Annotated in this window: 23 protein-coding genes; 15 read left to right on the forward strand and 8 right to left on the reverse strand. The window is 73.7% G+C overall.

Annotation, left to right across the window (positions count from 1 at the left end; all coding sequences use genetic code 11):
- Positions 1-389: 389 nt before the first annotated feature.
- Positions 390-1,673, reverse strand: a complete 1,284-nt coding sequence (gene tyrS / locus IRY44_RS25820) for a tyrosine--tRNA ligase (protein ID WP_194802932.1) — start codon at positions 1,671-1,673, stop codon at positions 390-392.
- A gap of 101 nt (positions 1,674-1,774) precedes the next feature.
- On the opposite strand from tyrS, the gene IRY44_RS25825 reads away from it, so the two are divergent.
- The 4 genes from IRY44_RS25825 (at position 1,775) to IRY44_RS25840 (ending at position 4,143) form a co-directional block, all read left to right on the forward strand.
- A complete protein-coding gene (locus IRY44_RS25825; protein WP_370585016.1) occupies positions 1,775-2,164 on the forward strand; it encodes a PaaI family thioesterase in 390 nt (129 codons plus the stop codon).
- Positions 2,165-2,235: 71 nt separating this feature from the next.
- Positions 2,236-3,462 (forward strand): divalent metal cation transporter, encoded by a 1,227-nt coding sequence (locus tag IRY44_RS25830; protein WP_194802823.1) that lies wholly within the window; start codon positions 2,236-2,238, stop codon positions 3,460-3,462.
- A complete protein-coding gene (locus IRY44_RS25835; protein ID WP_194802824.1) occupies positions 3,459-3,839 on the forward strand; it encodes a hypothetical protein in 381 nt (126 codons plus the stop codon). Before IRY44_RS25830 ends, IRY44_RS25835 begins: the two co-directional genes overlap by 4 nt.
- Positions 3,826-4,143 (forward strand): PRC-barrel domain containing protein, encoded by a 318-nt coding sequence (locus IRY44_RS25840; protein ID WP_194802825.1) that lies wholly within the window; start codon positions 3,826-3,828, stop codon positions 4,141-4,143. The genes IRY44_RS25835 and IRY44_RS25840 overlap by 14 nt, the downstream gene beginning before the upstream one ends.
- 86 nt (positions 4,144-4,229) lie before the next feature.
- Here IRY44_RS25840 and IRY44_RS25845 read toward each other — a convergent pair whose 3' ends face one another.
- The 3 genes from IRY44_RS25845 to IRY44_RS25855 all read right to left on the reverse strand — a co-directional run bounded on the left by IRY44_RS25845 (position 4,230) and on the right by IRY44_RS25855 (position 6,895).
- Positions 4,230-5,600, reverse strand: coding sequence for a hemolysin family protein (locus tag IRY44_RS25845; protein WP_194802826.1), 1,371 nt, complete (start codon positions 5,598-5,600; stop codon positions 4,230-4,232).
- 146 nt (positions 5,601-5,746) lie between these two features.
- Positions 5,747-6,382 carry a hypothetical protein gene (locus IRY44_RS25850; RefSeq protein WP_194802827.1) on the reverse strand — a complete coding sequence of 212 codons (636 nt, stop codon included), beginning with the start codon at positions 6,380-6,382 and terminating at the stop codon, positions 5,747-5,749.
- 9 nt (positions 6,383-6,391) lie between these two features.
- Positions 6,392-6,895: a GNAT family N-acetyltransferase gene (locus tag IRY44_RS25855; protein ID WP_194802828.1), complete on the reverse strand. Its 504-nt coding sequence runs from the start codon at positions 6,893-6,895 to the stop codon at positions 6,392-6,394.
- A gap of 133 nt (positions 6,896-7,028) precedes the next feature.
- On the opposite strand from IRY44_RS25855, the gene ppdK reads away from it, so the two are divergent.
- The 6 genes from ppdK (at position 7,029) to IRY44_RS25885 (ending at position 14,736) form a co-directional block, all read left to right on the forward strand.
- Positions 7,029-9,689 carry a pyruvate, phosphate dikinase gene (gene ppdK, locus IRY44_RS25860; RefSeq protein ID WP_194802829.1) on the forward strand — a complete coding sequence of 887 codons (2,661 nt, stop codon included), beginning with the start codon at positions 7,029-7,031 and terminating at the stop codon, positions 9,687-9,689.
- A 12-nt stretch (positions 9,690-9,701) separates the two neighbouring features.
- Positions 9,702-10,157 carry a hypothetical protein gene (locus tag IRY44_RS25865; RefSeq protein WP_194802830.1) on the forward strand — a complete coding sequence of 152 codons (456 nt, stop codon included), beginning with the start codon at positions 9,702-9,704 and terminating at the stop codon, positions 10,155-10,157.
- 161 nt (positions 10,158-10,318) lie between these two features.
- Positions 10,319-11,329, forward strand: coding sequence for an alcohol dehydrogenase AdhP (adhP, locus tag IRY44_RS25870; protein ID WP_194802831.1), 1,011 nt, complete (start codon positions 10,319-10,321; stop codon positions 11,327-11,329).
- Between the two features lie 64 nt (positions 11,330-11,393).
- The gene (gene pflB / locus IRY44_RS25875) at positions 11,394-13,637 is read left to right on the forward strand and encodes a formate C-acetyltransferase (RefSeq protein WP_194802832.1); all 2,244 of its coding nucleotides are present in this window, start codon (positions 11,394-11,396) and stop codon (positions 13,635-13,637) included.
- On the forward strand, positions 13,634-14,419 hold the full coding sequence (pflA, locus tag IRY44_RS25880) for a pyruvate formate-lyase-activating protein (RefSeq protein ID WP_194802833.1): 786 nt from the start codon (positions 13,634-13,636) through the stop codon (positions 14,417-14,419). Before pflB ends, pflA begins: the two co-directional genes overlap by 4 nt.
- 32 nt (positions 14,420-14,451) lie before the next feature.
- Complete coding sequence (locus tag IRY44_RS25885; RefSeq protein WP_194802834.1) at positions 14,452-14,736, forward strand: hypothetical protein; 285 nt, start codon at positions 14,452-14,454, stop codon at positions 14,734-14,736.
- Positions 14,737-14,739: 3 nt separating this feature from the next.
- Here IRY44_RS25885 and IRY44_RS25890 read toward each other — a convergent pair whose 3' ends face one another.
- Complete coding sequence (locus IRY44_RS25890) at positions 14,740-15,210, reverse strand: cyclic nucleotide-binding domain-containing protein (RefSeq protein ID WP_013285560.1); 471 nt, start codon at positions 15,208-15,210, stop codon at positions 14,740-14,742.
- Between the two features lie 159 nt (positions 15,211-15,369).
- Here IRY44_RS25890 and IRY44_RS25895 point away from each other — a divergent pair, with 159 nt between their 5' ends.
- Together IRY44_RS25895 and IRY44_RS25900 are read left to right on the forward strand one after the other, a co-directional pair.
- A complete protein-coding gene (locus tag IRY44_RS25895) occupies positions 15,370-16,278 on the forward strand; it encodes a universal stress protein (RefSeq protein ID WP_194802835.1) in 909 nt (302 codons plus the stop codon).
- Positions 16,279-16,348: 70 nt separating this feature from the next.
- Positions 16,349-17,233: a universal stress protein gene (locus IRY44_RS25900; protein WP_194802836.1), complete on the forward strand. Its 885-nt coding sequence runs from the start codon at positions 16,349-16,351 to the stop codon at positions 17,231-17,233.
- A gap of 60 nt (positions 17,234-17,293) precedes the next feature.
- Here the strand turns inward: IRY44_RS25900 and IRY44_RS25905 are convergent, their stop codons facing one another.
- Positions 17,294-17,920, reverse strand: a complete 627-nt coding sequence (locus IRY44_RS25905; protein ID WP_194802837.1) for a CE1759 family FMN reductase — start codon at positions 17,918-17,920, stop codon at positions 17,294-17,296.
- A complete protein-coding gene (locus tag IRY44_RS25910; RefSeq protein WP_194802838.1) occupies positions 17,917-19,014 on the reverse strand; it encodes an LLM class flavin-dependent oxidoreductase in 1,098 nt (365 codons plus the stop codon). The genes IRY44_RS25905 and IRY44_RS25910 overlap by 4 nt, the downstream gene beginning before the upstream one ends.
- A gap of 139 nt (positions 19,015-19,153) precedes the next feature.
- Here IRY44_RS25910 and IRY44_RS25915 point away from each other — a divergent pair, with 139 nt between their 5' ends.
- From IRY44_RS25915 to IRY44_RS25925, 3 genes are all read left to right on the forward strand, one after another.
- A complete protein-coding gene (locus tag IRY44_RS25915) occupies positions 19,154-19,792 on the forward strand; it encodes a DNA-3-methyladenine glycosylase (RefSeq protein ID WP_194802839.1) in 639 nt (212 codons plus the stop codon).
- A gap of 145 nt (positions 19,793-19,937) precedes the next feature.
- Entirely contained in the window at positions 19,938-20,372 is a 435-nt protein-coding gene (locus tag IRY44_RS25920) for a DNA-binding protein (protein WP_228532820.1), read from the forward strand.
- 63 nt (positions 20,373-20,435) lie between these two features.
- A complete protein-coding gene (locus tag IRY44_RS25925; RefSeq protein WP_194802840.1) occupies positions 20,436-20,789 on the forward strand; it encodes an MmcQ/YjbR family DNA-binding protein in 354 nt (117 codons plus the stop codon).
- Between the two features lie 181 nt (positions 20,790-20,970).
- Here the strand turns inward: IRY44_RS25925 and argH are convergent, their stop codons facing one another.
- Entirely contained in the window at positions 20,971-22,434 is a 1,464-nt protein-coding gene (gene argH, locus IRY44_RS25930; protein WP_194802935.1) for an argininosuccinate lyase, read from the reverse strand.
- Between the last annotated feature and the right edge of the window lie 9 nt (positions 22,435-22,443).

The raw sequence follows: 22,443 nt of genomic DNA on the forward strand, positions 1-22,443 counted from the left end.
CCGGGCACTTTTACTACGTTACCCGGTGGTTTCTGCCGTGTCAAACCGGTGTCAACCGGTTTGTCGTGCATCACCCTTTTACCGGGCACCCCGATTCAACCGACTTCCGTCGGTCCTTCCGAGGAATTCGGTAGGCCGGCCGCCCGCGGTTTCCCGCTGGCTCGTCCGTTTCCCTACCGGCCGACAACCTTACCCGGTCGGTTCCGCCTCGCCAAATCCGCCTCCCGGCGAATCCGGGGCACCACCCGGTTCTCAGGTCCTGCGCTCCGGCCTTCCAGGTCTTTCGCCCTGTTTCGTCCGTTCCGCGCTGGCAGAGAGAAAGTTACGCGCCCAGCGGAGTGATCGTCAAATCCGCTGGGCGCGTCCCGCGTCACACAGTCGACAGGCGGCTATCCGCGCAGCTCGACGCCCGCGAACGAGCGCTTGCCCCGGCGCAGTACGAGGTAACGGCCGTGCAGCAGGTCGCCCGCCGACACGGTGGCGTCCACCTCGGAGATACGCGTGTTGTTGACGTACGCGCCGCCTTCGGCGATGACCCGCCGTGCCTCCTTCATGCTCGGCACCAGGCCCGACTCCTTGAGCAGGCCGGCCACGTCCGGCAGCTCGTCGAGGTGCACCAGGCCGGCCTCGGTCAGCGCGGCACGCAGCGTCTCCGGGGCCAGCTCGTCGAGCGAGCCGCGCCCGAACAGCGCCTGGCTCGCGGCGACCGCCTGCGCCATCTCCCGCTCGCCGTGCACCAGCGTGGTCAGCTCCTCGGCGAGCGCCCGCTGGGCCAGGCGCGCCTGCGGGCGCTCCGCTGTCGCCTTCTCCAGCTCCTCCAGCTCCTCACGGGAGCGGAAGCTGAAGTACCGCAGGTAGCGGCTGACGTCGCGGTCGTCTGCGTTGACCCAGAACTGGTAGAACGCGTACGGGCTGGTCATCTGCGGGTCGAGCCAGACCGTGCCGGTCTCGCTCTTGCCGAACTTGGTGCCGTCGGCCTTGGTCACCAGCGGCGTGGTGAACGCCTCCACCGGCCCGGCGCCGCGCCGCCGGATGTAGTCCACCCCGGCGGTGATGTTGCCCCACTGGTCGGAGCCGCCGTACTGGAGCCGGCAGCCTTGCCGGCGGTGCAGCTCGAAGTAGTCGTTCGCCTGGAGGAGCTGGTAGCTGAACTCGGTGTAGCTGATGCCCGTCTCCAGCCGCGCCTTGACCACCTCGCGGGCGAGCATCTTGTTCACCGGGAAGTGCTTGCCGACGTCCCGGAGGAACTCGACCACCGACATCTCGCCGGTCCAGTCCAGGTTGTTCACGAGTTGCGCCGCGTTCTCCCCGGTGTACGTGACGAACGGCGAGAGCTGCTCGCGGATGCGCTCCACCCAGCCGGCGATCACCTCGGGCGGGTTCAGCGTCCGTTCCGCGCTCTCCTTCGGGTCGCCGATCTGCCCGGTGGCGCCACCGACGAGCAGCAGCGGCCGGTGCCCCGCCTGCTGGAGCCGGCGGGCCATCACGACCTGCATCAGGTTGCCGATGTGCAGGCTCGGCGCGGTGGGGTCGAAGCCCACGTAGAAGGTGGTGCTCCCGCCGTCGAGCAGCTCGCGCAGTTCGTCGAGGCCGGTCGAGTCCTGGATCAGGCCCCGCCACAGCAGGTCGTCGGTCAGGGAGTCCCGCCCCTGCGGGAGGTTGCTGTCGGTCACGGTCACCGATTCTCCCCCATCACCGGGCCCGGCCCGTACCGGGTTTGCCGAGGTACGGCCGACTAGGCTGGCGGCGCCGTCGAACGCGAGGAGGAACCGCGGTGGACATGCCGAACCTGACCGGTGGCTTCGTGGCCCTGCTGGGCCTGACGTTCGACGAGGTCAGCGGGGAACGGGTGGTGATCCGCTGGAAGGTGCGCCCGGAGCTGCACCAGCCGTACGGGATCCAGCACGGCGGCGTCTACTGCTCGGTGGTGGAGACGGCGGCCAGCATCGGCGGCGCGCTCTGGCTGGGCGACAAGGGCAACGTCGTCGGGGTGTCGAACCAGACCGACTTCCTGCGCGCGGTGCGCGACGGCGAGCTGACCGCCGTCGGCACGCCGGTGCACCGGGGCCGCAGTCAGCAGCTCTGGCTCGTGGAGATCACCGACGCCGACGGCCGGCTGGTGGCCCGCGGTCAGGTGCGGCTGCAGAACCTCACCGCCTCCTGACGCATTCGCCCGAAACCGGGCGCTGACGGCGATATCGTCGCCTCGGTGAGGACGTCCGCTCCCGGCCCGACGTGAGGAAGCTGTTCGCCGCCACGCTCGGCGTGCTGTCGGCCGTCGGCGGCTTCGTCGACATCGGTGACCTGGTGGCGGCCAGTCAGGCCGGCGCGCTGTTCGGCATGGCCCACACCTGGGTGCTGCTGGTCGGGGTGGTCGGCATCTGCGCGTACGCGGAAATGGCCGGCCGGATCGCGGCGGTGAGCGGACGGGCGGTTTTCGACCTGGTCCGGGAGCGGCTCGGGCCGCGGGTGGCGCTGCTCAACCTGGTCGCGTCGTGGCTGGTCACTGTCGTCACGCTCGCCGCGGAGCTGGGCGGGGTGGCGCTGGCGCTGCAACTGGCGACCCGGCTGAGCCACCTGTTCTGGGTGCCGCTCGCAGCGCTGGCGGTCTGGCTGGTGCTGTGGCGGCTGCGCTTCGAGCTGATGGAGCGAATCTTCGGCCTGGCCGGGCTGGCTCTGCTGGTGTTCGCTGTCGCGCTGGTGGCGCTGCCGACCGACTGGCCGGCACTCGGGCAGGGCGTGTGGCAGGTCAGCGCGTCCGGGCACGGCTGGCCGCTGTACTGGTTCGTGGCGGTGGCGCTGTTCGCCTCGACTGTGAGCCCGTACGAGGTGTTCTTCTTCTCCTCCGGCGGCGTGGAGGAGCGGTGGGGCGCGGCGGACCTGGCGCGGGCCCGCTCGAACGTGCTGATCGGTTTCCCGGTGGGTGGGTTCCTGGCGTTGTCGCTGGTCGCCGTGGCGACGGTGGCCTACCACCCGTCCGAGGCGTCGCTGAGCACGCTCGACCAGGTGGCGCGGCCGGTGGCGACGGCGCTCGGCGGCGCCGGCCTGGCCGCCACGGTGCTGGCGTTCTTCGCGGTGACGTTCGGGGCGGCGCTGGAGACGGGACTGTCGGCGGCGTACGCGGCGGCGCAGTACTTCGGATGGCAATGGGGCAAGCGGGTCCGCCCGCGGGAGGCGGCCCGGTTCCACAGCGTGCTGCTCGTCGGTCTGCTGCTCGGTGTGGTGATGCTGATGACGACTGTGGACCCGGTGCGGCTGACCGAGTACATGCTGGTGCTGAGCGCTGTGGTGCTGCCGCTGACGTACCTGCCGATCCTGGTGGTCGCCAACGACCGCGGGTACCTCGGCGACCGGGTCAACGGGCGGTGGATGAACCTGCTCGGCGCGGTGTTCCTGCTGCTCATCGTCGCCGCTTCGGTGGCGGCGATCCCGCTGGCGATCATGACGGGGATGGGGCCATGAGGGTTCAGCTCGCCAAGCGGCTGCTCGACCGGCAGATCGTCGACGTTGACGGGCGGCTGGTCGGGCGCGTCGACGACATCGCGTTCGCCGTCGACGACGAGGGCTACCCGTACGTGGACTGCCTGCTCACCGGGCAGGGCGCGCTCGGGGAGCGGATCGGCGGGCGGGTCGGGCGGCTGCTGGTGGCGGTGGCGGACCGGTTCACCGACGACCCGCCGGTGCCGCCGTTGCGCGTACCGCTGTCGCAGGTCGCCCGGGTGGACAGCGCGGTGCGGCTGCGCTGCCCGGCGGCGGACCTGCCGCCGTCACCGGTGGAGGCGTGGCTGCGCCGGCACCTGATCGAACGCATTCCGGGGTCCGGCCGTGCGAGCGGGTGAGCTGCTCGGCCGCACCGCGTACGACCTGCACGGGCGGCGGCTGGGCCGGGTGGTGGACGTGGTGGTGCGCGGCGGGTGGCCGCCGGACCGGCTGCGGATCACCGACGTGATCGTCGCCGGGCACTGGTGGACCCGGGTGATCAGCCGGCTGATCGGGCCGGAGCTGCACCCGTCCGGGCCGTGGCTGCTGCGGGTGATCGCCCGGCTGGTCGGGCGGAGCACCCGTCAGCTGCCCGCCGACGCGGTACAGCTGCTCCCGCCGGTGCCCGGTTTCCCGTTCGGCCCGCCGGCCGGAGACCGCTGAACCGGGTCGCGGACGCCGGGCCCCGGAAGCCGGGCGGCGGCGCGCCAGGCGTTCCGGACACCGGTGAGGCGACCGCCCGGCGCCGGTCAGCGGCGGGCGTCGTCGAGTTCGGGGGCGTCGGCCGGGTCGGCCGCGTCGTCGTCCGGACTGCCGGTCGCCGCATCGTCGTCCGCCGACTGCTCGCCGCGGCGGTGACGGCGCACGTGCACCTCGGTGATGGCCCGCTGGTCGACGTCGGCCACCGCCAGCTCCCAGCCGTCCACGGTCACCTGCTCCCCCGCCACCGTCGGGATGTGCCCGAGGCAGATCAGCACCAGCCCGGCGACTGTGGTGTAGTCGCCGGCGGGCCGGTTCGGCAGCTCCACGCCGAGGTCGGTCAGGTCGTGCACCGGGAACGTGCCGGGCAGCACCAGCGTGCCGTCGGCCTCGGTGCGTACGGCGCGCAGGTCCCGGTCGGTCTCGTCGTAGATCTCGCCGACGATCTCCTCCAGGATGTCCTCCAGCGTCACGATCCCGTCGACCGCGCCGCGCTCGTCGACCACGAGCGCGATGTGCTGGCGTTCGGCCTTGAACTGGCGCAGCGCGTCGACCACCGGCAGGGAGTCGGGCAGCAGCATCGGCGGTCGGGCGATCTCGTCGACCGGCCGGTCGTCCGAGACGCCGACCAGGTCCCGCAGGTGGATCACGCCCACCGCCTCGTCCAGGCCGCCGTGGCGCACCACCGGCGCCCGGGAGTGGCCGGTCGCCGCGAGGACGAGCCGGGCGGCCTCCGCCGTGGTGCCGCTGTCGAGCGTGAAGACCTGCAACCGGGGTACGAGCACCGCCCGCAACTGCCGGTCGGCGATCTCCACCGCGCCGGCGATGATCGTGCGCTGTTCCTTGGTGAAGCCGTGGTTGCCGGCCACGATGTCGCGCAGTTCGTCCGGGCCGATCTCGTCCGGCTCGGCCTTCGGGTCCAGACCGAACAGGCGTACCACCAGGTCGGTGGTGGCGCCCAGCAGCCAGACGGCGGGCCGGGTGATGCTGGACAGCACGTCCAGCGGGCGGGCCACCAGCAGCGCCCACCGCTCGGCCGACTGCATGGCGATCCGCTTCGGTGCCAGCTCACCGAAGACGAGCGTGACGAACGTGAGTACCAGCGTGACAGCGACGATGGCGACGGTCTCGGCGGCGTTGCCGAAGACGCCCAGCAGCGGGACGAGCGGCCGGGCCAGGGACACCGCGGCGGCGGCGGAGGCCAGGAACCCGGCGAGCGTGATACCGATCTGGATCGTGGCCAGGAACCGGTTCGGGTCCTTCGCGAGACGGGCGAGGGTCCGTCCGCCGCGGCTGCTGCGCTCCAGCCGCTGCACCTGGCTGTCGCGCAGGGACACCAGGGCCATCTCGCTGCCGGCGAACACCGCGTTGAGGATCACCAGCACACCGACCAGGGCAAGCTGGCTCCAGTAGCTCTGCACGACCGGTTATCTCCCTCGGCCCGATCCGGGTCGGCCGATGGCCGACTCGCCGGCCGGTAGATCCGGTCGGCGTGGCCCTCTGTTGCCCCGCGGGCCCGCGCCTGAATCCTGTGCGATCACTGAGCGCCGGACGGCGGGTGTCCGGTTCACCCGTGCGTGGCGGGGACCGGCAGGTCGAGCACGTACGCGCCGCCCTCCGGGCGGAACCCGAGCCGGTGGTAGTAGGGGGCGATCATGCCGGGCGGGCTGACCACCCGGCGGAAGCCCCGGTCGGTGAACAGCCGGCTGCGCCGGTAGACGAACTCCCCCGGCGTGAAGTCGCGGAACGGCGGGGTCACGTAGTCCAGGTCGACCTGGGCCACCCCGCCCGGTTCGGCGTGCGAGAGCATCACGCCCACCACCTCGTCGGCGCGTACCACAAGGAACGCCGAGCGGTCGGCGGCGGCCGGGTCCCAGTGGAAGCCGGGGTTGAACCGGGCGATGTCGGCGGCGTGCACCCGCAGCGTGTGCGCCAGGAAGGCGTCGCCGGTGCCGACCTCGACCACCTGGTAGGTCTGCTCGTCGTGCCGGGTGGCCAGCAACTTGCGCAGGTACCAGACGTTGATCACGGCGAGCACCACGTTCAGCCCGACCATCGGCCAGACCTGCACCGCGGTGTTGTAGCCGATCAGGATGAGGCAGCCGACCAGGTTGAGCGCGCGCAGCCGCAGGATCCGGGTCTGCAGCAGGGACCAGACCAGCAGCGCGGAGCCGGCCCAGCCGACGAGTTCCAGCCAGTTCACCCGGGGAGACTAGCGGTCTGCCTGGTCAGGCCCCTCGGCGGGCAGCTCCAGCACGTACTCCTCGACCTCGGTGCCGCGCGACGGGGCGTACCCGGAGTCCTCGCCGACCACGACGAAGCCGCACTTGCGCAGCACCGCGAGCGAGGCGGCGTTGTCCTTCGCGGCGCGGGCGTGCAGCGGCCGGTGCGGCACCTCGCGCAGCAGCGCGCGCAGCGCGGCGGTGGCGTGGCCCCGCCCCCAGTGGGCCGCGTCGATCCAGTAGCTGACCTCGGTCTGCTCGCCGACCGGGAACGCGGCGACCCGCCCGACCAAGCGGCCGTCGACGGTGACGGCGCGGTTGACGATCCGCTCGTCGGCGCGGATGCGCGCCCAGTGTGCATCGAACGCGGCCCGGTCGGACGGGTCCTTCGGGCCGAACGCGGCCATCCAGTTCGCCTGCGGGTCCTGCTCGTGGGCGAAGAAGGCGGGCAGGTCGTCGTCGCGCACCGGGCGGAGCAGCACCTCGTTGGTCACGGCCGGAACGATACGGGCACCCACCGACACTCTCGGGACCTCCGGCCCGGTGTGTGTCCCGTCCGGCCCTGCCGCGCCGCCGGGCGGCCCGGTTACCAAGGAGGTGGAACGACGCAGTCGAGGAGGCCGGACCATGTCGAAGTACGTCTACGACTTCATCGAGGGTGACCGCAGCCGGGCCGACCTGCTCGGCGGCAAGGGCGCGAACCTCGCCGAGATGACCCGGCTCGGGTTGCCGGTGCCGCCCGGGTTCACCGTCACCACCGACGCGTGCCGGGCGTACCTGGCCACCGGCGCGCCGCCGGACGGCCTGTACGAGGAGATCAACGCGCACCTGCGGGAGGTGGAGGCGCGGCTGGACCGGTGGCTGGGCGACCCGGGTGACCCGCTGCTGCTGGCGGTGCGTTCCGGCGGGCGGTACTCGATGCCGGGGATGATGGAGACGATCCTCGACATCGGGCTCAACGACACCACCGTCGCCGGGCTGGCCGCCCGCACCGGTGACGAGCGGTTCGCCTGGGACTCGTACCGGCGGCTGATCCAGATGTTCGGCCGGACCGTGCACGGCATCCCGGCCGACGAGTTCGAGCACGAGCTGGCCGCCCTGCGCGCCACCGCCGGGCCGGACGGGCCGGGCGCCGGGCAGCTGCGCGACCTGGTCGAGACGTACAAGAAGATCTTCGTCCGGCACGTCGGGCACGACTTCCCGCAGGCCCCGCACGAGCAGCTGTTCCTGGCCGTGCGCGCGGTGTTCGAGTCCTGGCACTCGGAGCGGGCCCGGATCTACCGGCGGCAGGAGCGCATCCCGGACGACCTGGGCACCGCCGTCAACGTGATGGCGATGGTGTTCGGCAACCTCGGCCCGGACTCCGGCACCGGTGTGGCGTTCACCCGCGACCCGGCCACCGGCGCTCCCGGCGTGTACGGCGACTACCTGACCGACGCGCAGGGCGAGGACGTGGTGGCGGGCATCCGCAACACGGTGCCGCTGACCGAGCTGGAGCGGCTGGACCCGGTCAGCTTCCACCGGCTGCGGGAGATCATGGCGACGCTGGAGCGGCACTACCGCGACCTGTGCGACGTCGAGTTCACCATCGAACGCGGCCGGCTGTGGATGCTCCAGACGCGGGTCGGCAAGCGCACCGCGGCGGCGGCGTTCGTGATCGCCGCGCAGCTGGCCGAGGAAGGCCTGATCACTGCGGACGAGGCGCTCACCCGGGTCACCGGGGCGCAGCTCGCCCAGCTGATGTTCCCGGCCTTCGACACGGCCGGCGCGCCCGAGCCGCTCGCGGTCGGCGTCGGCGCCTCGCCCGGCGCCGCGGTCGGGCGGGTCGTGTTCGACTCGGCCGCCGCGGCGGCGGCCGACGGGCCGGTGATCCTGGTCCGCCCGGAGACCAACCCGGACGACCTGCCCGGCATGATCGCCGCGACCGGGGTGCTCACCTCGCGCGGCGGGAAGACCTCGCACGCCGCGGTGGTGGCCCGGGGCATGGGCCGGACCTGCGTGTGCGGCGCCGAGGCGCTGGGCATCGACGTCGAGCGCGGCGAGTTCACGGTGGGCGACCGGGTGGTGCGGGCCGGCGACGTGATCTCGATCGACGGCACCAGCGGGCGGATCTGGCTCGGCGAGGTGCCGGTGCAGCCGTCCCCGGTGGCCCGGTACCTGACCGGTGAGCTGCGGCCGGAGGCGGACCCGCTGGTCACCGCCGTGCACCGGCTGCTCGGGCACGCCGACGCGGTGCGCACGCTCGGCGTCCGCGCCAACGCCGACACGCCGGACGACGCCCGCCGGGCCCGTGAGCTCGGCGCCGCCGGGATCGGGCTGTGCCGCACCGAGCACATGTTCCTCGGCGAGCGCCGGGAACTGGTCGAGCGGCTGATCCTGGCCGACGGCCCGGCCGAGGTCGGCGCGGCGCTGGACGAGCTGCTGCCGTTGCAGCGGGCCGACTTCCTCGGGCTGCTCACCGCGATGGACGGGCTGCCGGTCACCGTCCGGCTGCTCGACCCGCCGCTGCACGAGTTCCTGCCTCCGCTCGCCGAGCTGACCGCCCGGGTGGCGGGCGCACAGGCGCGCGGCGAGGAACCGGGCCACGACGGCGTGCTGCTGGCGGCGGTGCGCCGGATGCACGAGACGAACCCGATGCTGGGGCTGCGCGGCGTACGGCTCGGACTGGTGGTGCCGGGCCTGTTCGCGATGCAGGTGCGGGCGCTGGCCGAGGCGGCCGCGCAGCGGGTCCGGGCAGGCGCTGACCCGCGCCCGGAGATCATGGTGCCGCTCGTCGGCGACGTGCGGGAACTCGCCGCGGTGGCGGACGAGGCTCGGCGAGTGCTGGCCGAGGTGCCTGATGCACCGGACATCCCGGTCGGCACCATGATCGAGACGCCCCGGGCGGCGCTGACCGCCGGGGACATCGCCGCCGAGGCGCACTTCTTCTCCTTCGGCACCAACGACCTGACGCAGATGACCTGGGCGTTCTCCCGGGACGACGTGGAGGGGGCGTTCTTCTCCACGTACCTGGAACGGGGGATCTTCCCGGTGTCGCCGTTCGAGAGCATCGACGCCACGGGCGTGGGCCGGCTGGTCCGCCTCGCCGTCGCCGAGGGGCGGGCGGCCCGGCCGGACCTGACCGTCGGCGTCTGCGGTGAGCACGGCGGCGACCCGGAGTCGATCGGGTTCTTCGCCGACGCCGGGCTCGACTACGTCTCCTGCTCGCCGTACCGGGTGCCGGTGGCGCGGCTGGCCGCCGGCCGGGCCGCCGTCGAGGCCCGCACCGAGAAGTCCGACTCCCGCTAGGAGGGCAGCACCATGACCGCCATCTTCAACCCGACCGGACCGGCTGTCACGCCGCTCCCCCGGCCCGCGCCGCCGCCGGCCGCGACGCCCGCCCCCACCCCGGCCGCGACGCCGGCCGGGCCGGTCGGCCCGGTGCTGGAACTGCCCGGGGACACCGCGCTGGTTCCGGTGAACCACGACGGCCGCCCGGTCGGCGTGTTCGTCGCGGCCGGCGGCCGGGTCCGCTACCGCCGCGTGGTCGAACCCGACCAGCTCGTCGCGGCCGCCACCGGCGCGTTCGCGGTCGCGGCGCTCACCGCCGCCGTGGCGGTGTGGTCGCGGCGCCGCCCGCCGTCGGTCGGCACCGTCACGATGGGGCCGGGCGGATGGGTCAGCCTGCGCGGCGTGCCGGCGCCCCGGCTGCGCCCGGACCACAGGCCCTGGTGGGCGCGCCTGCTGCGGGCCCGCCGCCTGGTCGTCGACCGCTGAGCACCCCAGGGGTACGGCCGCCGGTACGTCACCGGCGGCCGTACCGCCGTTCCGGCCTCGGACGGGCCGTTGGTCCCGGGTCATCGCGGTCCTGCGCCCCTGCCCGGCAGCGCCCGGACGGACGACGCTGAGGGTGAGAACGAGACCGAGGGAGGCCCCCGATGCGCGCCAGTGTCGTCACCGCGTTCGACCGTCCGATGGAGATCACCGAGCGTCCCGTGCCGGAGGTCGGCCCGGGCGAGATCCTGGTCCGCGTCGAAGCCAGCGGACTCTGCCACACCGACATCCACGCCGCCCGCGGCGAGTGGCCGGTGAAGCCTGCCCCGCCGTTCGTCCCCGGTCACGAGGGCGTCGGCCTGGTCGAGCGGGTCGGCCCCGGCGTCACCGAGCACGCCGTCGGCGACCGGGTCGCGCTGCCCTGGCTGGGCTGGGCCTGCGGCACCTGCGCGTACTGCGTGACCGGCTGGGAGACGCTGTGCGAGTCGCAGCGCAACACCGGCTACAGCATCGACGGCGCGCACGCCGAGTACGCGGTCGCCTCGGCCCGCTACGCGGTACGCGTGCCGGACGGCGTGGACCCGTTCGAGGCCGCGCCGCTGACCTGCGCGGGCGTCACCACGTACAAGGCCGTCAAGGTCGCCGGGGTGCGGCCGGGCGAGCGGGTGGCGATCTTCGGCATCGGCGGCCTGGGTCACCTCGCCCAGCAGTACGCGCAGATCTTCGGCGCCGAGACGGTGGCGGTCGACGTGACCGCCGAGAAGCTGGAACTGGCCACCTCGCTGGGCGCCGCGCACACCGTCGACGCCGCCACCACCGACCCGGTCGAGCGGATCACCGCGCTGGGCGGCGTGGACGTGGCGATCGTGCTGGCCGCGAGCCCTCGGGTGATCGAGCAGGCCCACCGTTCGCTGCGGCGCGGCGGCCGGCTGGTGCTGGTGTCGCTGCCGGCCGACAACGCGATCACCCTGCCCGTCTTCGAGACGGTACTCAAGGGCATCACGGTGCTCGGCTCGATCGTCGGCACCCGCGCCGACCTGGCCGAGGTGTTCGCGCTGCACGCCGCAGGCCGCACCCGGGTCGTCTACGAGACCCGCAAGCTGGACGACATCAACGACGCGGTGGACGACGTCCTCGCCGGCCGGGTCGCCGCCCGGCTCGTGCTCCAACCCTGACCCCCGCCCCGGTCCCCGCACCCGCGGGGACCGGGGCACCGCCGACGCCCGGAGAGGGACCGACATGACCGCCACCGAACCCCTGGCCCCCTGGCGCGGATTCCACGCCGGAGCGTGGCAGGAGACGATCGACGTGGCCGACTTCGTCCGCCACAACCACGAGCCGTACACCGGGGACGCGTCGTTCCTCGCCGGGCCGACGCCGCGCACGCTCGCCGTGTGGGACCGGCTGCGGGAGATGTTCGGCGAGGAGCGGCGGCGCGGCGTGTACGACGTCGACGCGGCCACCCCGTCGACGATCACCTCGCACGCACCCGGGTACATCGACCGGGAGCGGGAGCTGATCGTCGGGTTGCAGACCGACGCGCCGCTGCGGCGGGCGATCATGCCGGCCGGCGGGCTGCGGATGGTGGAGACGGCGCTGCGCGCGTACGGCCGCGAACCGGACCCGCGCGTGCACGAGATCTTCACCCGGTACCGCCGCACCCACAACGACGCGGTCTTCGACGCGTACCCGGAGAGCGTGCTGGCGGCGCGGCGGTCGCACGTCATCACCGGACTACCCGACGCGTACGGGCGCGGGCGGATCATCGGCGACTACCGCCGGGTGGCGTTGTACGGCGTGGACCGGCTGGTCGAGGAGCGCCGCGCACTCAAGGCGGCGCTGGACGAGCGGCGCAGCACCGACGACGTGATCCGCGACCGGGAGGAACTGGCCGAGCAGATCCGCGCGCTCGGTGAGCTGCGGGAGATGGCCGCCTCGTACGGCTTCGACATCTCCCGCCCGGCCGCCACCGGCGCGCAGGCGATCCAGTGGCTCTACTTCGCCTACCTGGCGGCCACGAAGGAGCAGAACGGCGCCGCGATGTCGCTCGGGCGCACCGCCGGGTTCGTCGACGCGTACCTGCGGCGGGACATCGCCGAGGGGCGGCTGGACGAGAGCGGCGCGCAGGAGCTGATCGACGACTTCGTGATCAAGCTGCGGATCATCCGCTTCCTGCGCACCCCCGAGTACGACCAGCTGTTCTCCGGCGACCCGACCTGGGTCACCGAGTCGCTCGGCGGGATGGGGGCGGACGGCCGGCCGCTGGTCACCCGCACCGCGTTCCGCTACCTCCAGACGCTCTACAACCTCGGCCCGGCGCCGGAGCCGAACCTGACGGTGCTCTGGTCGCCACGGCTGCCGGAGGGGTTCAAGCGGTTCTGCGCCCAGGTGTCGCTGGACACCAGCGCCATCCAGTACGAGAACGACGAGCTGATCCGCCCGGCGTACGACGACGACACCGCTATCGCCTGCTGCGTGTCGGCCATGCGGGTCGGCCGGGACATGCAGTTCTTCGGCGCCCGGGCGAACCTGGCGAAGGCGCTGCTGTACGCGATCAACGGCGGCCGGGACGAGCTGACCGGCACGCAGGTCGCCCCGCCGGCCGCGCCTGTGGGCGGCGAGACGCTCGAATACGACGAGGTGCTGGCCGCGTACGACCGGACGCTGGACTGGCTCGCGGAGACGTACGTGGACGCGCTGAACGTGATCCACCACCAGCACGACAGGTACGCCTACGAGCGGCTGGAGATGGCGCTGCACGACCACCCGGTGCGCCGGTTCATGGCCACCGGCATCGCCGGCCTGTCGGTCGCCGTGGACAGCCTGTCGGCCATCCGGTACGGCCGGGTGAAGGTGCTGCGCGACGACACCGGCCTGGCCGTCGACTACGCGGTCGAGGGCGAGTTCCCGACGTACGGCAACGACGACGACCGAGCCGACGAGATCGCGGTGTGGCTGGTCGAGACGTTCGCGGAGAAGCTGCGCCGGCAGCGCACCTACCGCGACGCGGAGCTGACCATGTCGGTGCTCACCATCACCTCGAACGTGGTGTACGGCAAGCACACCGGCAACACGCCGGACGGCCGGCGCGCCGGTGAGCCGTTCGCGCCCGGGGCGAACCCGATGAACGGGCGCGACACGCACGGCCTGGTCGCCTCGGCGCTGTCGGTGGCGAAGCTGCCGTACGACGCGGCCCGCGACGGCATCTCGCTGACCGGCACCGTGACGCCGGACGGCCTGGGCCACACCCGCGACGAGCGGATCGCGAACCTGGCCGGGGTGCTCGACGGCTACGCCGACGCCGGCGGGTTCCACCTCAACGTCAACGTGCTGGACCGGGCCACGCTGCTGGACGCGATGGCGCACCCGGAGCGGTACCCGCAGCTCACCGTCCGGGTCTCCGGGTACGCGGTGAACTTCGTCCGGCTCACGCCGGAGCAGCAGCGCGACGTGGTGTCGCGGACCTTCCACGGGTCGCTGTGAACGGCCGCCCGCCGGCGCCGCCGCAGGTCACTGCGGCGGCGCCGGGTGCCGTCACCGGCGCCGTGCACTCGTGGGACACCTCGGTCGGGGTGGACGGGCCGGGCACCCGGTTCGTGGTCTTCCTGGCCGGCTGCCCGCTGCGCTGCCGCTACTGCCACAGCCCGGACACCTGGTACGGCCGCAGCGGCCGCCGCCGCAGCGTGGAGGAGATGATCGCGCTCGCCGGCCGGTACCGCCGGTTCATCCAGGTGGCGGGCGGCGGCGTCACGGTGAGCGGCGGGGAGCCGCTGCTGCAACCGGCGTTCACCCGGGAACTGCTGCGCCGCTGCCACGACGACCTCGGCCTGCACACCGCGCTGGACACGTCCGGCTTCCTCGGCGTCCGCGCCGACGACGCGTTGCTGGACGCCACCGACCTGGTGCTGCTCGACGTCAAGGCGGGTAACCCGCAGACGTACCGCCGGGTCACCGGCACCGGCCGGCTCGCGCCGACGCTGCGCTTCGCGCAACGGCTGGCCGACCGGGGTACGCCGATCTGGATCCGGTACGTGCTGGTGCCCGGCCTGACCGACGCGGCCGACGAGGTGGAGCGGGTGGCCGACGTGGCCGCCGGGTTGGCCACGGTGCAGCGCGTCGAGGTGCTGCCGTTCCACCGGCTCGGCGCGCACAAGTACGCCGAACTGGGCCTGACCTTCCCGCTGGCGGACACCGAGCCGCCGGATGCCGACCTGCTGGCCCGGGTACGCGGCCAGTTCGCCGCCCGGGGCCTCACCGTCACCTGACCGGCCCGCCATGACACCACTAGGATCGGGGCATGTCTCGTCTGCGCCCGATCGCCCGTGTCCGCCCGCTGGCCGCGACCGGCGCGCAGGCCACCGGGGCGCGGGCCGTCGGGGCGCAGGCCACCGGCGCCGGTGCGACGGGCGCGCGGGCGCTCGGCGCGAGCGCGATCGGCGCGCTGGCCTTCGGCGCGTTCGCGCTCGGCGCCGTGGCGGTGGGTTCGCTCGTGGTCGGCCGGCTCGCCGTGCGCCGCGCGGTGATCCGCGAGCTGCGCATCGGCCGGCTCGAGGTGGACGAGCTGGTCGTCCGCGACCGCTGAGCCCTAGCTGGCCGCGGCCGTCGGGTAGCCGTACAGGTCGAGCAGCCGGACCCGGGACGCCTGGAGCCGGTCCACCACCACGCTCATGAACCGGGTGGTGAGCTGACGGCCGAGCGTGTCGTCGGACTCCATCAGCCGGCGTACCCCGTCGGCGTCGAGTTCCACAGCGGTGCTGCGCTGGGTGGCGACCGCGCCGAACTGCCAGCGGTACGGCGGGAACAGCCAGGACCAGCCGAGCACCCCGCCCGGCCCGATCGTCTCGATGCCCACGTCGCCGCGGCCCGGCACCGGGAAGTCCAGCGCCACCTGGCCGCCGCGGACCAGCCAGAACCGGTCGGCCGGCTGGCCGGCGCGGAACAGCCGGTGCCCGGGATGCCAGACCACCGGACGGGCGTACCCGGTGAGCCGGGGCAGCCACTCGTCGGGCAGCCCGGCCAGGAAGGGGTGGACGCGGAGCATCTCCAGCGGGGTCATCGCGCCTCCAGGGTCGACAGGAGGGGAGCACTGGCTTCCATTCCACCCCGCCACCGCCCCGGCCGGTAGGGGCCGATGGTCCCGGCCGTGCCGGGCGGATCGACTCTGCCCAGGTGGGAGCCGTCGGCGCAGGCTGAGGGGGAACCGAAGGAGGACGTGATGACCGACAGAACCGGTGCCCCCGTCGTGGTGGGCGTGGACGGCTCCCCGTCCGCGCTGGACGCGGTACGGCTGGCCGCACGCGAGGCGGTGCTGCGGCACCGGCCGCTGCGGGTGGTGAACGCCTTCCTGTGGCCGCTGGTCGGCACGCCGCTGGGCATGGTCGCCCCGGTGCTGCCCGACATCGAGCTGCGCCAGGAGGCCGAGAAGCTGGTCGAGGAGGCGGTGGACGAGGCCCGCAAGGTCGACGCGGAGCTGGCGGTGACCGGCGCTGTCGTCGACGGCGGGCCGGCGGCGGTCCTGCTGCGGGAGAGCCGCGACGCCGCGCTGCTCGTGCTGGGCCACCGGGGACTGGGCGGCTTCGCCGAACTGCTCGTCGGCTCCGCCGCGGTGCAGCTCTCCGCCCGCGCGGACTGCCCGGTGCTCGTGGCCCGGGGTGAGGCCCGCGCCGACGGCCCGGTGGTGGTCGGCGTGGACGGCTCGGCGCTGTCGGACGCGGCGGTCGGGTTCGCGTTCGCCGAGGCCGCGGCGCGCGGCGCCGAACTGGTCGTGGTGCACACCTGGCTGTACCCGCAGCCGGTGACCTACCGGGAGGCGTTCGGCGACGTCGTGCCGCTGGCGTACGACCCGCAGGAGCTGCGCGCCGACGAGCAGCGGGTGCTGGCCGAGGCGATCGCCAGCTGGGCCGAGCGCTACCCGGAGGTCACGGTACGGCCGAAGCTGGTCGCCGCCGCCACCCCGTCCCGGGTGCTCGTCGAGGAGTCCGTCGGCGCGCAGCTGACGGTGGTCGGCGCACACGGGCGCGGTAGCCTCGGTGCGCTGCTGCTCGGCTCGGTCAGCCACGCCGTGCTGCACCACTGCCACAGCCCGCTCGCCGTCGTCCGGCACCGGGGCGACCGGACCCACTGAGCCGGTTCCCCGGCCCGGGCGGGGCCGGTACCGCCACAATGGCCTGAGCCGACCGGAGGGAAAGCACCAGATGAACCGACCCGTCGTGGCGGGAGTGGACGGATCGCCGTCCAGCCTGGCCGCCGCCGACCTGGCCGCCGCGACCGCCGTCGCCCGTTCCCGGCCGCTGCTGCTCGTGCACGGCTACCTGCACCCGATGGGCTACGGCGTGCCGCTCAACCCGTACGACCTGGGGGTGCCGGCTCCCACCGCGGAGTCGGAGAAGATGCTGGATTCGGTCGCCGCCGACCTGGCCGAGCGGCACCCGGGCCTGCGGGTGCAGGTGCGCCAGGTCGCCGGCGGCCCCGGCGCCACGATGGTCGAGGAGTCCCGCCGCGCCGAGCTGGTCGTGGTGGGCAGCCGGGGCGTGGGCGGTTTCGCCGGCCTGCTGCTCGGCTCGGTCAGCGGGCAGCTCGCGCAGCACGGGCACTGCCCGGTGCTGATCGTCCGCCCGGAGGAGCAGCCGATCCCGGTGGACGGTCCGGTGCTGGTCGGCGTGGACGGTTCCGACTCGGCCGCGTACGCGATCGAGCTGGCCGCGGACGAGGCCGACCGGCGCGACGCGGAGCTGGTGCTGATGCACGTGCGGTCGCCGGAACGCGGCGCGGTGGCGCCGGAGGTCGCGGCGGAGGCGTCCACCGCCGAGCGGGCCGAGGCGGCGGGGCTGCTGGTGGAGGCCGCGGACCGGGTCCGGGCCGCGCACCCGGGCCTGCGCGTGACGGAGCGGGCTGTGACCGCCGCCTCGCCGGAGACCGCGCTCGTGGAGGCCAGCGGCGAGGCGTCGCTCGTGGTGGTCGGCTCCCGGGGCCGGGGCGGCTTCGCCGGGCTGCTGCTCGGCTCGGTCAGCCAGGCGCTGGTGCAGCACTCCCACTGCCCGGTGCTCGTCGCCCACCGGCCCGAGCCGGCCGACGACTGACGCGCCGCGCGGCCGGCAGGGTCCGGCCCGGTCCGGTCCGGTCCGCCGATCCGCCCGGCGTCAGGACGGGTCGCGGCCGGCGAGCAGGTCGGCGAAGTCGGTGGTGAGCGCGAACGGGTCGGCCGGGCCGGTCGCGGGCGGGCGGCGGTCCACCTGCTCGGCCAGCTCGGCTCCGGCCCGGCGGATCCGGGACCGCAGCGCGCTGTCGCCGTCGTCGCCGGCCCAGTCCTCCGGCGCGGCGAACACCGCCGTGGGCAGTGTCGCCGCCCGCAGATACGTGAACATCGGCCGGACGGCGTGCTCCAGCGCCAGCGAGTGCCGGGCGGTGCCGCCGGTCGCCCCGAGCAGCACCGGCTTGCCGGCCAGCGCGTCGCGGTCGACCACGTCGAAGAACGACTTGAACAGCCCGTTGTAGGACGCGTTGAAGATCGGCGTCACCGCGATCAGCCCGTCGGCGGTGGCCACCTCGTCGAGCGTCCGCCGCAGTGCGGCCGGCGCGAAGCCGGTGAGCAGGTGGTTCACCACGTCGTGGGCGTGCTCGCGCAGCTCGACCACGCGCAGTTCCACAGTGGCGCCGCGGCCGGCCAGCTCGTCGCGGGCGGCCGCGGCGAGCTGGTCGGCGAGCAGACGGGTCGACGACGGCTGGCCGAGACCGGCCGAGACGACAGCGAGGGTACGGCCGGTCATCGCTGCTCCCCGGCCGGGGCGGCGTCGCGGGCGGCGAGCAGGCTCGCGTGGGTGGGCGCCTCCGGCACGTGTGCCGGACGCAGCGAGTCGAACTCCTTGCGCAGCACCGGGACCACCTCCTCGCCCAGCAGGTCGAGCTGCTCCAGCACCGTCTTCAGCGGCAGTCCGGCGTGGTCGATCAGGAACAGCTGCCGCTGGTAGTCGCCGACGTACTCGCGGAAGCCCAGCGTGCGGTCGATGACCTGCTGCGGGCTGCCGACTGTGAGCGGCGTCTCCCGGGTGAACTCCTCGAGCGACGGGCCGTGCCCGTAGACCGGGGCGTTGTCGAAGTAGGGGCGGAACTCGCGTACCGCGTCCTGGGAGTTGCGGCGCATGAAGACCTGCCCGCCGAGGCCGACGATGGCCTGGTCCGGCGAGCCGTGGCCGTAGTGCGCGAACCGTTCCCGGTAGAGGCCGACCATCCGCTGGGTGTGCTCCTTGGGCCAGAAGATGTGGTTGGCGAAGAAGCCGTCGCCGTAGTACGCGGCCTGCTCGGCGATCTCCGGGCTGCGGATCGAGCCGTGCCAGACGAACGGCGGTACGCCGTCGAGCGGGCGCGGGGTCGAGGTGAACGACTGCAGCGGCGTACGGAACCGGCCCTTCCAGTCGACCACGTCCTCGCGCCACAGCCGGTGCAGCAGGTCGTAGTTCTCGATGGCCAGCGGGATGCCGTTGCGGATGTCCTGCCCGAACCACGGGTAGACCGGCCCGGTGTTGCCGCGGCCCATCATCAGGTCCACCCGGCCGTCGGCCAGGTGCTGGAGCATCGCGTAGTCCTCGGCGATCTTCACCGGGTCGTTCGTGGTGATCAGCGTGGTCGATGTCGACAGCAGCAGCCGTTCGGTACGCGCGGCGATCCAGCCGAGCATGGTGGTCGGCGACGACGGCACGAACGGCGGGTTGTGGTGCTCGCCGGTGGCGAAGACGTCGAGGCCGACCTCTTCGGCCTTGAGCGCGATGGCGGTCATGGCCTTGATCCGCTCACGCTCGGACGGCAGTCGCCCGTTCGTGGGGTCGACGGTGACGTCACCGACGGTGAAGACTCCGAACTGCATGACCAGCTCCTCGCGTGGGGTCCGGACCGGTCGGCCCGGGATCGCTCCTCACAACATATTTGACGAGTCAACTATTCCGGTGGCCGCCCGCCCCGGCGTGGCCCGAATCACGCGCCACCCGCCGACTACCCTTGCCGCGATGACGTACCCCTGGCTCTCCGCGCCCGCCGCGCAGGTCGCGCAGACCGCGCGGACGCTGCTCGGCTGGACCGTGTCGGCCGGCGGCGTCACCGTCCGGCTCACCGAGGTCGAGGCGTACGCGGGCACCGGCGAGGACCCGGCGTCGCACGCCCACCGCGGGCCGACGCCGCGCAACAAGGTCATGTTCGGGCCCGCCGGGCACGTCTACGTGTACTTCGTGTTCGGCATGCACTGGTGCGCGAACATCGTCTGCGGTCGCGACGGCGAGGCGGCGGCGGTGCTGCTGCGCGCGGGCGAGGTGGTCGACGGCGTCGAGATCGCCCGCGAGCGCCGGCCGCGCGCCGCCGACCGGGAACTGGCCCGCGGGCCGGCCCGGCTGGTCACCGCGCTCGGGCTCGGGCGCGACGCGAACGGCACCTCGGCGATCGACGGCAGCGGCCCGCTGCTGCTGACGCCACCGGCGAGCCCGGTCGACCCGGCGCGGATCGTGGCCGGGCCGCGCGTCGGGGTCGCCGCCGCGCACGACCTGCCGTGGCGGTTCTGGCTGGCGGACGAGCCGAGCGTGAGCGTCTACCGGCGGCACGCCCCGCGGCGTCGGCCCGCTCCGGCCGCCCCGGTGCGGAACTCTCCGGCCTGAATCGGCCGTTCCGGCAACCCGGGACACCCCGCGGCGCGTCTGTGGTGGCATGACGCGCCGACCCTTCACCATGCGTTGAGGTCACGGTGTTTTACACGAAGGGCTTTCAACGGGGTGTTGACAACAGACCATTCGTGGGTGTGGGATGGACGACATGGTCACCGTGGACAACGACCCGTTCACCGCTCCGGATGCTGCCCAGGCCCGGGCGCACCGCAACTACGCGGCGCTGCTGCGGATCGCCGAGCGGCACGCCGGCACCAACTCCCGCCGCCGGCGCTACGCCCACCCCGACGTGCCCGACGCGTACGAGGCGGCCACGCTGGTGATGGCGCTCGCCGGTGGCGCCGAGCTGGACGAGGGTGAGAAGCCGGTCGACCAGGCCGACCTGATGGCCGCGCTGACGCTGATCCCGCACGTACGGGCCGAGGTGGACGCGCTGGAGGCCGGGCTGCTGCAGGTGGCCCGCGGCCGGGGCATGACCTGGCAGGCGATCGCCTTCGGGCTGGGGCTGGGCAGCGCCCAGGCGGCCCGGCAGCGCTACGAGCGGCTCACCGTCCGCACCGGCACCGGCGACTGACGCCGGCGCGCACTGTCACAGCGGCGGGCGAGACTGTGCCGGACGACGGCACGGGAGGACGCGATGAGGCGCGAGGAGATGCTGGCCTACTGCCTGGCCAAGCCGGGAGCCTGGCTCGACCGGCCGTGGGAGGGTGACGAGGTGGTGAAGGTGGGCAGCCGCATCTTCGCGTTCCTCGGCTCCCCCGACGGTGAGGCCCGGGTCGGGGTGAAGTGCGGGGCGTCCCGGGAGGTGGCCGACGAGTGGCTGCACCGGTTCCCGGCCGACGCGCGCCCCTCCCCCTACATCGGCCGGTCGGGCTGGAACACGCTGCGGCTCTCCGGCGGCATCCCGGACGACGAGCTGATCGAGGCGGTCGACGGGTCGTACGACGCGGTGGTCGCCAAGCTCCCGAAACGCGAGCGCCCCGCCGGCTGACCGGAGAAACAACGTCCCTCAGAACAGGATCCGCGTTCCACTTAGCAGGACCGTTGTAGATCTTGGAAGCTTTGCGCCCCTATGGGGGCCATTTCGTACCAAGATCTCGGCGCGGGGCGGGGCGCGGGGCGCGGAACTGGTCCGGGGCAGGCGGATGCCTACCCCGGATCAGCGGCGCAGGTCAGCGGGGGACGACCCGCTCGGCGGCCCAATCCCGCCAGCCGGTCAGCTTGTCCGCCGCGGCGGCGAGCTGGTCGGCGACCGGGCCGGGGCCGGTGGAGCCGGGCGTGATGCGGGCGGCCAGCGCCGAGCGCACCGACAGCACGTCGCGCACCGACGGGTCCAGGTGCTCGCTCACCGCGGCCAGGTCGGCGTCGGACACCTCGTCCAGCGCGCAGTCGCGGGCCGCGCAGAGCGCCACCAGCTTGCCGGTGATCTCGTGCGCGTCGCGGAACGGCACGTTACGCCGGACCAGCCAGTCGGCGACCTCGGTGGCCAGCGAGAAACCCGACGGCGCGCTGGCCACCAGGCGGTCCACCCGGACCGTCATCGTGGAGATCATCCCGGCCAGCGCCGGCAGCAGCAGCTCCAGCGTGTCGACCGCGTCGAACGCCGGCTCCTTGTCCTCCTGCATGTCCCGGTCGTACGTCATGGGCAGGCCCTTGAGCATGGTGAGCACGCTCATCAGACCGCCGACCAGGCGGCCGGACTTGCCCCGGGCCAGCTCGGCGATGTCCGCGTTCTTCTTCTGCGGCATGATCGACGATCCGGTGGCGAAGGCGTCGTCCAGCTCGACCCAGCCGAACTCCTGCGACGTCCAGAGCACCACCTCCTCGCCGAGGCGGGACAGGTGCACGCCGATCATGGCGGTGACGAACAGGAATTCGGCCACGAAGTCGCGGTCCGCGACCGCGTCCATCGAGTTGGCGAACGAGGTGCGGAAACCCAGCTCCTTGGCGACCGCCACCGGGTCCAGCGGCAGCCCCGAGCCGGCCAGCGCGCCCGCGCCGAGCGGGCTGATCGCGGTCCGCTCGTCCCAGTCGCGCATCCGCTCCAGGTCGCGCAGCAGCGGCTGCACGTGGGCCAGCAGCCAGTGCCCGAACGTCACCGGCTGGGCGTGCTGCAGGTGCGTCATGCCCGGGGCGGCGGTGTCCACGTGCCGCTCCGCCTGCTCGACGAGGGCCTCGGCCAGCTCGACCAGCCGGGCCGCCACGCCGCGGGCGTGGTCACGCAGGTAGAGCCGCAGGTCGGTGGCGACCTGGTCGTTGCGGGACCGGCCGGCGCGCAGCTTGCCGCCGAGGCTGCCGAGCCGCTCCAGCAGGCCGCGTTCCAGCGCGGTGTGCACGTCCTCGTCGTCAACGGTCGGGCGGAACGCACCGGAGGCGCAGGCCGCCTCCAGGTCGTCCAGCGCGGCCAGCATCCGGCCCAGTTCGTCCGGGTCGAGCAGGCCGGCGCCGGCGAGGACCCGGGCGTGCGCGCGGGAACCGGCGATGTCGTACGGGGCGAGGCGCCAGTCGAACTGGACGCTCACCGACAGCCGCGCGAGCGCCTCGGCGGGACCGCCGGCGAACCGGCCGCCCCAGAGGCTCGTCCGGTTGGCGGGGGCGCTGTTCTCGGTCAGGCTCTTGTCGTCCACCCCACCCATTGTGGTGCC

This window comes from Micromonospora sp. ANENR4 (assembly GCF_015354395.1).
Taxonomy (GTDB): Bacteria; Actinomycetota; Actinomycetes; order Mycobacteriales; family Micromonosporaceae; genus Micromonospora; species Micromonospora aurantiaca.

What these genes read in the sequence shown, in the direction of transcription:
- IRY44_RS25835 (WP_194802824.1), top strand. Translation starts at nt 3,459, where the DNA reads ATGAGGGTTCAGCTCGCCAAGCGGCTGCTCGACCGGCAGATCGTCGAC.
- ppdK (WP_194802829.1), top strand. Translation starts at nt 7,029, where the DNA reads ATGTCGAAGTACGTCTACGACTTCATCGAGGGTGACCGCAGCCGGGCC.
- IRY44_RS25865 (WP_194802830.1), top strand. Translation starts at nt 9,702, where the DNA reads ATGACCGCCATCTTCAACCCGACCGGACCGGCTGTCACGCCGCTCCCC.
- adhP (WP_194802831.1), top strand. Translation starts at nt 10,319, where the DNA reads ATGCGCGCCAGTGTCGTCACCGCGTTCGACCGTCCGATGGAGATCACC.
- pflB (WP_194802832.1), top strand. Translation starts at nt 11,394, where the DNA reads ATGACCGCCACCGAACCCCTGGCCCCCTGGCGCGGATTCCACGCCGGA.
- IRY44_RS25885 (WP_194802834.1), top strand. Translation starts at nt 14,452, where the DNA reads ATGTCTCGTCTGCGCCCGATCGCCCGTGTCCGCCCGCTGGCCGCGACC.
- IRY44_RS25890 (WP_013285560.1), bottom strand. Translation starts at nt 15,210, where the DNA reads ATGACCCCGCTGGAGATGCTCCGCGTCCACCCCTTCCTGGCCGGGCTG.
- IRY44_RS25895 (WP_194802835.1), top strand. Translation starts at nt 15,370, where the DNA reads ATGACCGACAGAACCGGTGCCCCCGTCGTGGTGGGCGTGGACGGCTCC.
- IRY44_RS25900 (WP_194802836.1), top strand. Translation starts at nt 16,349, where the DNA reads ATGAACCGACCCGTCGTGGCGGGAGTGGACGGATCGCCGTCCAGCCTG.
- IRY44_RS25905 (WP_194802837.1), bottom strand. Translation starts at nt 17,920, where the DNA reads ATGACCGGCCGTACCCTCGCTGTCGTCTCGGCCGGTCTCGGCCAGCCG.
- IRY44_RS25910 (WP_194802838.1), bottom strand. Translation starts at nt 19,014, where the DNA reads ATGCAGTTCGGAGTCTTCACCGTCGGTGACGTCACCGTCGACCCCACG.
- IRY44_RS25915 (WP_194802839.1), top strand. Translation starts at nt 19,154, where the DNA reads ATGACGTACCCCTGGCTCTCCGCGCCCGCCGCGCAGGTCGCGCAGACC.
- IRY44_RS25920 (WP_228532820.1), top strand. Translation starts at nt 19,938, where the DNA reads ATGGACGACATGGTCACCGTGGACAACGACCCGTTCACCGCTCCGGAT.
- IRY44_RS25925 (WP_194802840.1), top strand. Translation starts at nt 20,436, where the DNA reads ATGAGGCGCGAGGAGATGCTGGCCTACTGCCTGGCCAAGCCGGGAGCC.
- argH (WP_194802935.1), bottom strand. Translation starts at nt 22,434, where the DNA reads ATGGGTGGGGTGGACGACAAGAGCCTGACCGAGAACAGCGCCCCCGCC.